Origin of the sequence: Bradyrhizobium sp. HKCCYLRH3073 (genome assembly GCF_051167995.1) — a bacterium.
Lineage (GTDB): Bacteria > Pseudomonadota > Alphaproteobacteria > Rhizobiales > Xanthobacteraceae > Bradyrhizobium.
Genome location: NZ_JBNPUD010000008.1, coordinates 349,894 through 356,872, shown reverse-complemented (window position 1 = coordinate 356,872; position 6,979 = coordinate 349,894). Strand labels below are relative to the sequence as shown.

The window sequence follows — 6,979 nt, the reverse complement described above, 5'->3', positions numbered from 1 at the left end:
CTCAGATCCAGCGACGGGCGGTTGGTCAGAACCGCCCGTTCGCACATTCTGGCAGGTTTCGAACACACAAGAGCACGTATAAGCGTTAACACCGTCGCGCAGGGAGGGCCGGATCTGTCCGGCTGAACCTGTGGTACCTGCCGCCTGCATTTTTTAAGCAGGCGGGCCACGGGCCTCAGTCGAGGTCCGGCCTTCCCTGCGCCCTCCACTTCGGAGGGCCGATGAACCGCCATCCCTCGGGCAATTCGGGCCGCGAGACCACATCGTCATGCCTGGAACGGTCTCGCCACGCCTCCCAGCGTCGTCCCGGCACCCATCGGGCGATTGCGCACGTGCCGCCGCCCCCCGCCTGTTCACGCAGTCGTGTCACTTCCCCCGTAACGCCGGACGGGCACGGACGTATCTTGCAGCAGAGGCCGGGCCAGTGTTTCCGGCCGGCGAGACGAGACAAGCCCCCTCACGAGGATTCGAAGATGCGCCTCACCCGCTCCCTTTTCGTCAAGACAGCCGTGCTCGGTGCGATGGCGGCAGGCATCCTGGCCTGGCAGCCGCTGCATGCCGCCGAGCAGGCCGTTGTGATCCCGCCGCCGGCCCAGGACCAGCCGGCCTCCGACGCGCTGGAAACCGCTGTGGTCGCCGGCGGCTGCTTCTGGGGCGTCCAGGGCGTCTACCAGCACACCGCCGGCGTGGTCAGCGCTGTCTCCGGCTATGCCGGCGGCACCAAGGCCACGGCCGACTACCGCACGGTGTCGAGCGGCACGACCGGCCACGCGGAATCGGTCCAGATCAAATACGATCCGAAGAAGATCTCCTACGGCAAGATCCTGCAGATCTTCTTTTCGGTCGTGCACGATCCGACCCAGTTGAACCGCCAGGGCCCGGACAGCGGAACCCAATATCGCTCGGCGATCTTCACCACCTCGGAGGCGCAGAAGAAGGTCGCCGAGGCCTATATCGCGCAGCTCGACAAGGCCAAGGTGTTCGGCAAGCCGATCGTCACCAAGATCGGCAAGCTCGAGGCGTTCTATCCGGCCGAGGACTATCACCAGGACTACCTGACGCTGCACCCCAGCCAACCCTATATCGCCTATAACGACCTGCCGAAGATCGACAATCTGAAGAAGATCTTCGCCGAGAACTACATCGACAAGCCGACGCTGGTCCGGGACGCCAAGGCGACGAACTGAGGCGTCGCGTTCGGCCCGACCAGCGCCATGACAGGGGCGGACCATACGGGTCCGCCTGGAGGACCACAGGATGAGCGACACCAAGACGAACAACAAGGTCGTCAAGAGCGAGGCGGAATGGCGCAAGGAGCTGACGCCGATGCAGTACGCCGTGCTGCGCGAGAAGGCGACCGAGCGCCCCTTCTCGGGCGAGTATGAGCACGAGCACCGCGCCGGGACCTATGTCTGCGCCGGCTGCGGCCAGACCCTGTTCGAGTCCGACGCCAAGTTTGATTCCGGCTGCGGCTGGCCGAGCTTCACCCGGCCGGCGACGGAGAGCCACGTCGACGAGGAGACCGACACGACCCATGGCATGGTTCGCACCGAGGTGCTGTGCTCGAAATGCTCGGGCCATCTCGGCCACGTCTTTCCCGACGGCCCGGGGCCGACCGGCCTGCGCTATTGCATCAACTCGGCGGCGCTGAAGCTGAAACCGCGCTGATGGCACGCCCGGCCCCGGTCCCGTCATCGACGGTACTCGGGGCCGCTGGCCTGCGGTGGGCGAGGCGGGGGCGGTCAAAACCGGCCACAAGGGGTGAGATTTTAGCCGTGCAGATCGGGCTCTCCTGCATTCACAAGTTGCGGATCAATTAAGCTACTGAAAAGACAGCATGTTTCAAGGCGGCCCACAGCGGGCCGGATTTACGATGTGAGCGTGCAGGATTCGCATTTCTGCCAAATCGGCCTATATTAGGGGTCGTAACTGACTATGCAGGGCCGGGCCGCCTGGAGCGGCAAATCCCGCCCTCCACCCCCGCAATCGCTGGCGTCATTGCCAAGCTGAATGTTTTGAAAGCTCGCGTCAGCGCTTCCAGCCGACAAGAAGAGGTCTCAGACCATGCGTCCACTGCGTCCGTTCAACTTCAACACCTCTGCCGAACTGTTTCCCGCCGCCATCCGCAAGAAGAAGCGGGCGGGTTTCGCCTATCGGCGGTTCGGCACCGCGGCCGAAGCCGTGCGCTTCGCCATGGAGGAGTTGCCTGCGGATTCGCTGAATGGCGCCTACCTGCAGGTCGAGGAGGCCCGGTTCGACCAGAACGGCATCCGCACCCTGTATGAGAGCGAGGCGTTTCCGCTGCCGCGCCGGGTGGTCGACAAGGCGCCGGACGCCGATGCGGCCTGACGGCTGCCAGAGCATTCTTCGATACCCTGCCCCGCCTCGTGCGGGGCAGTTTTTTTATGGGGGTCTGTTTGTCCGTTTGTTGCCCCGGTCCCGTCGCACGTCAGCGCGGCTGGGTATCCAGCCACCGCCGCAGGATCTTGGCGTTGCGCATGTTGGCGCGGAACAGCACGTCGAAGGCGTCGCCCGCCACCGGCACCATGCCGATCACGCCCTCGACCGCGACATTGCCCAGCATCCGCGTGATGACATGCCAGGGCGCGCCCAGCGCCCGGGCCTCGCGCACCAGCCAGAGCGACAGCGCGGTCGCGATGAGGTCGCCAACCACCGGGATGAGGCCGATGATGCCGTCGATGCCGTAGCGGATGTTGGTGCCGGGCAGGACGAAGGCGACGTCGAGCAGCTTCGCCACCGCCTCGAGCCGCGCGATGCGCTGCTCGCGGGTCAGGTTGCCGAACGGATTGGCGGTGTTGAAATCGAAGCGCACGCCATCCGGGCCGACGAAGGCGCCATTGAACGAGGACCGGAACGCCCCTTGCGGGATCTCTCGTCCGTCCTGGTCGATGATCGGTCCGCGCGCCTCATCGGCGTTGAAGCGCGCCTGCGAGGCGCGTCCCGATGCGCGGCGGGGCGAGGTGGACATCTGGTCTTGCATACCCATGAGATGGCAACGCGCGGGGCCCGGCACAAGTTGCGTCGAACCGCCGCCTTGTCTCGCCTAGCGGCCCCGTGCGCCGGTCGGCGTCAGCCCGAAGCGGCGCCGGAAGCAGCGGTTGAAATAGGACAGGTCGTTGAAGCCGCAGGCAAACGCGATATCGCTGATGCGGCGTCCGCCACCGGCCAGCAGGTCCATGGCCTTGCGCAGGCGCAGCTCATTCAGCCGGGCCGAGAAGCCGGCGCCGGCCTCGTGCAGCAGGTCATTGACGTAGCGCTCGGACAGGCCCGCCGCGGCCGCAAGCTTCTGCGCCGAAAAATCCGGCTCGGCAAAGCGGCTGTTCAGAATGGTCAGCAGCCCCGCGAGGCGAACGCTGCGCAGGCCGCCGCGGCCGGCCTTGCGCATCGCGTCGCCGCGGACGCCGAGCCCGAGCGCCACCAGATCGAGCAGATGCTGCGCGATCGCCGGGCCGGCTTCGTCGGCCGCGGCGGGATGGGCGAGCAGCAATTCGCTGTAGTCCATCGCGAGCGACAGCGCGCCGCCGGGCGCCAATTCGCGCCCGACCAGGTCATCGACACCGGAGACCATCGAGCGCAGCGTCATCATCGGCAGATGCACGTTGACGAAGCGCTTGTGATTGGCGCCATCGGCGCTGAAGAACGGCTCATCGAGCTTGAGCAGCACCATCGCCCCCGGCCGCAGAGCGAACTCGCGTCCGCGATGAACGACCATCGCCTCGCGACTGCCGGCGTTGCGCGCCAGGCAATAGCGGTCGTCGTTGGTCGCGAGCACCTGGCGCCGTTCGCGCCTGACACGGGTGAAGGTGCCGTCGCAGCGCCCGAGCAGGGTGGTGCCGATGTGGATGGCGTTCATTACGGCGCGAAACGGCACGTCCTCGGCCGGATCGAGCTCGCCCGTGTTGGAGAAGTGCTCGAACAATTCCGCAAAGCACAAGAAGCGCTGCCTGTCGTCGAGCCCTTTCGGCAGCATGTCGGTCGACAGCATTTTCCTGACGATGGTCATCGAAATCAGATCCGAGGCAAAGGAATTTCCGAAGCAACGCGATCAATGTGGCAGCGGCGGGATGAACGGCCGCTGAAGTCGGCAAAGCTCATCAGGACGGATCGGGAGCGCCGATCAGTCCAAGTCGCGCGACCGTTCATGCCGATGAGTCCAAGACAGCGGCAACGGGTTCAACTAGCGATGCGGATGGACGCACGCCGACATGCGTTGCGGCCTGCATCCTCCAAGTCGAACAGCCATGAGTCCGAGGAGAGATTGAAATGACCATGTCTTCCGCGGCCCGCAAGCTCGGCCTCGGCGCCGCCCTCGCGGGTTGCATCGGGATCGGCTACGCGCTCGGCGCGCAGCCGCACATGACCGCGACCGTCACCATGCTGCAATCGGCCCGAGCCGAGCTGGCTCAGGCGACACCGAACAAGGGCGGGCATCGCGAACGCGCGCTGGCGCTGATCGATCAGGCCATCACCGAGGTGCGTGCCGGCATCGCCTTCGCAGCCGGCGGCTGACCATTTCGCAAATCAAACCAGGAGACCATCGATGCGAACCATCCTCACCAGCACGCTCCTGTTGGGAGTTCTGACCGTCGGCGCATCTGCGATGCCGCAGGCTTCGATCGAGGCCGGATCCAAGCCGGAGGTAATCCAGGTCGCCGGAGGCTGCGGCCCTGGCTGGCACCGCGGTCCCTATGGCGGATGCCTGCGCAACTATGCCAATCCGGCGGCGCACGCCTGCCCGCGCGGTTTTCACATCGGCCCTGGCGGTCGCTGCCGCGGCAACGGCAGGTAGGGCCGATCGGCTACGCGGTCGGCGGTTCGGTGGCGACCGCCGGCTGCGGCTCCTCGACGAATCTGTGCACCAGCCAGGACGACACCGTCGCCGGGATGAAGCCGACCAGCCCGTACAGGATCCACTGGATGATGCCGTATTCGGAGCCGTGCGAGGCGTAGTTGAAGGCCGCGAGCAGGAAGGCGATGGCTCCCACCAGCAGCATCCGCAACGTCGGCCCGATGCGCCTGACGTGGAACAGGATGTCGTCGATCGCACAGATCATCAGCGCCGGCAGGAAGCCGAACAGATAGCTGTATTGCAGCGAGGTGACGAAGACCTTGAACAGCTTGGCCACTTCGCCCGGATTGGTGTTGGTCCAATAGCCGGACATGTAGGTCGTGACCAGGAGCAGCGCGAAGCCGCCCAGCGCCGGGCCTACGGCAACGAAGATGAGATATCGCTTCATGCCCAATCTCCTGCCTCACCGGCCCGCCGACCGGGCCAAGCCCGTGCTGATTCCTCAGTCACCCCACAGCGCGAAAGCGTCGTTGAAGGCGCGCTCGCCCGGGGCGCCCTTCTCGATCGCGATGATCGCCCGGCGCTGATTGGTGTAGACCAAGGGAACGTCGAACCAGGAGCGCTCCTTGAGGAGCTGCACGTTGCGGGCGCGATCGGCGTCGACGTTGGACAGGCCGACCAGGAAGAAGCCGTCGGTGACCTTGACCGCGAGGCCCGCCAGCGGCGTTCCGCGCGACTGTTCGTTGGACTTCATCAGGATGCCCGGCACGTTGCCGACGCCGCCGCCGTTGAAATCCTGCGGCAGGATGAAAGTGAGCTCGGCGGTGTGGCTCGCCGGCAGCGACGTATCGGTGTTGCGGCGGAACGACATCGTCATCTTGAACTTGCGATCGGGAATCTCGATGTCGGCGCGCACCGCGATGTCGGCCTTCTGCGTGGCCGTCGCCTTGATCTGCTCGGTGCGCCAGACGACCGAGCCGATATATTGCTTGCCCTTCGGATCGGACGGATCCTCGTCGTACAGCACGACGCGCTGCGCGACCGGCGCGATCTGGTCCGAGGACGGCGACTGGCCGACGCGGTCGGTGATCTTCGGCTTGCTCAGCGGCGCGCCGGTGTCCTTCGGCGCCTCGACCGTCGAGGAAGATTTGAACAGGCCGTTGACCATGCCGACCAGCGGCCGGCCCCACAGAATTCCGGCGCCGATCAGGATCAGCACGATCCCGGCGGCGATGGCGGCCTTGAACGGAAAGGTCGAGCCGCTGCGCTCCGACTTCTTCTTGCCCTCGCGATCCGGAGCGGCGCCACGCTGGCGGGTCGAGGTGGCCGGCAGCGCGTAGCGCTCGGCCTCCTGGACCGACTCGTCATAGGAGTACGGCGCTTCGGGCAGCGGCGGCCGGTCATCGTCGTCGCCCTCGAGCCGGTCGAGATCGGTGGCCGGAACGTTGGCGTAGGTCTTGCGCGCCGCGCGGTTGGCCTGAGCGGTGGCCTTGCCGAGATCGTCGACATCAGCGGTGATGTCGCGGAAGCCGCGCATGGCGGGCGGCGTTGCCGGATTGCCGTTGTCCTGAGCACCGCGGCGAGCGGCAGCCGGACGTTCGCGCACGGGAGGCGCCGCCCCATCCTGTGGAGGCGTTTGAGGCGGCTGGGGCCGCGGTGGCACGGCTGGTGCGCCAGCCGCAGCCGGCGGCGCTTCCGGTCGCTGATTGCGCGCCGGACGCAGCTCGGCCGTCTCGCCGGCGAGCGGCGGCCGGTCGGCCCGGGCAGCAGCCGGGGCCGCCGGTCGCGGCCGGGGGGCGGCCGTGGCGGCCTGGTCTGGAGTCGGAGTGGGCTGAGCCGAGGGGGGTGCCGGAGCATCCGAACTCCGCGCACCGGCCCGTCGGAGCGCATCACCTGGGCGAGCGGCGCCACTGGACGCCCGCTGCGCCTCGCGGGCACGCTGGGCTGCTTCCGCCTCGACCTTGCGCACGGCCTCCTCGAGCGACAGCCGCTCGCGCGTGATCTCGGACTCGCTGAGCGGCGGCTGGACGCTGCGCAGCTGCGCGATCAACGCCGCCCGCGCCCGCTCGTAAAGCGCACGCCGGCTTTCCCCCGGAGCGTTGGGGTCCAATCCGGCAATGGCACGGGCTATCAGCGGGTAGTAGTCGGCCATATCAACTCAATTCGCGC

9 protein-coding genes are annotated in these 6,979 nt (G+C 66.9%); 5 read left to right on the top strand and 4 right to left on the bottom strand.

The window, feature by feature from the left end; genetic code table 11:
- The first annotated feature begins 473 nt into the window (after window positions 1-473).
- From msrA to ACQR1X_RS20875, 3 genes are all read left to right on the top strand, one after another.
- Window positions 474-1,187 carry a peptide-methionine (S)-S-oxide reductase MsrA gene (gene msrA, locus ACQR1X_RS20885; protein WP_316217472.1) on the top strand — a complete coding sequence of 238 codons (714 nt, stop codon included), beginning with the start codon at window positions 474-476 and terminating at the stop codon, window positions 1,185-1,187.
- Window positions 1,188-1,257: 70 nt separating this feature from the next.
- A complete protein-coding gene (gene msrB, locus ACQR1X_RS20880; protein WP_315803340.1) occupies window positions 1,258-1,668 on the top strand; it encodes a peptide-methionine (R)-S-oxide reductase MsrB in 411 nt (136 codons plus the stop codon).
- 396 nt (window positions 1,669-2,064) lie between these two features.
- Window positions 2,065-2,349: a hypothetical protein gene (locus ACQR1X_RS20875; RefSeq protein WP_315733902.1), complete on the top strand. Its 285-nt coding sequence runs from the start codon at window positions 2,065-2,067 to the stop codon at window positions 2,347-2,349.
- Between the two features lie 100 nt (window positions 2,350-2,449).
- On the opposite strand, the gene ACQR1X_RS20870 is transcribed toward ACQR1X_RS20875, so the two are convergent.
- Together ACQR1X_RS20870 and ACQR1X_RS20865 are read right to left on the bottom strand one after the other, a co-directional pair.
- Entirely contained in the window at window positions 2,450-3,001 is a 552-nt protein-coding gene (locus ACQR1X_RS20870) for a DUF4112 domain-containing protein (RefSeq protein ID WP_315803496.1), read from the bottom strand.
- Window positions 3,002-3,064: 63 nt separating this feature from the next.
- Entirely contained in the window at window positions 3,065-4,024 is a 960-nt protein-coding gene (locus ACQR1X_RS20865) for a helix-turn-helix transcriptional regulator (protein ID WP_315803339.1), read from the bottom strand.
- 260 nt (window positions 4,025-4,284) lie between these two features.
- Between ACQR1X_RS20865 and ACQR1X_RS20860 the strand changes: the two genes are divergently transcribed.
- Both ACQR1X_RS20860 and ACQR1X_RS20855 read left to right on the top strand, forming a co-directional pair.
- On the top strand, window positions 4,285-4,530 hold the full coding sequence (locus tag ACQR1X_RS20860; RefSeq protein WP_434881284.1) for a hypothetical protein: 246 nt from the start codon (window positions 4,285-4,287) through the stop codon (window positions 4,528-4,530).
- Window positions 4,531-4,561: 31 nt separating this feature from the next.
- Window positions 4,562-4,810, top strand: a complete 249-nt coding sequence (locus tag ACQR1X_RS20855) for a GCG_CRPN prefix-to-repeats domain-containing protein (RefSeq protein ID WP_434899486.1) — start codon at window positions 4,562-4,564, stop codon at window positions 4,808-4,810.
- Window positions 4,811-4,820: 10 nt separating this feature from the next.
- On the opposite strand, the gene ACQR1X_RS20850 is transcribed toward ACQR1X_RS20855, so the two are convergent.
- Both ACQR1X_RS20850 and ACQR1X_RS20845 read right to left on the bottom strand, forming a co-directional pair.
- Window positions 4,821-5,258, bottom strand: a complete 438-nt coding sequence (locus tag ACQR1X_RS20850; RefSeq protein WP_315803336.1) for a DUF5413 family protein — start codon at window positions 5,256-5,258, stop codon at window positions 4,821-4,823.
- A 54-nt stretch (window positions 5,259-5,312) separates the two neighbouring features.
- The gene (locus tag ACQR1X_RS20845) at window positions 5,313-6,962 is read right to left on the bottom strand and encodes a hypothetical protein (RefSeq protein WP_315803335.1); all 1,650 of its coding nucleotides are present in this window, start codon (window positions 6,960-6,962) and stop codon (window positions 5,313-5,315) included.
- Between the last annotated feature and the right edge of the window lie 17 nt (window positions 6,963-6,979).